A 248-nucleotide genomic window follows, 5' to 3' on the forward strand; every position below is an offset into this window, starting at 1 on the left:
GGTAACGTTAAGTTCTCTAAACTTGAGTTCAAGAAGGGTCAAGAAGGCGTACACAACTACACAGTAGAAGAAGTTAAAGGCTCAGACGCAACCGTTACATACGACACAATGAAAGCGAATGTAACAGTTACAGTTAAACACGATGGAACAGCTAAAGTTCTTATCGCGACTGTAGGCGACATTGCGGATAAAGAATTTAACAACCGTGTAACTCCTCCAGAAGAACCTAAGTTCCAACCAGAGAAATA

At 41.1% G+C, this 248-nt stretch carries 1 protein-coding gene; it reads left to right on the forward strand.

The window, feature by feature from the left end:
• On the forward strand, positions 1 to 248 hold a 248-nt coding region (locus HMPREF2607_RS02345; protein ID WP_148130142.1), incomplete at both ends, for a Spy0128 family protein.

It is taken from the genome of Streptococcus sp. HMSC078H03, assembly GCF_001808655.1.
GTDB lineage: Bacteria > Bacillota > Bacilli > Lactobacillales > Streptococcaceae > Streptococcus > Streptococcus salivarius_G.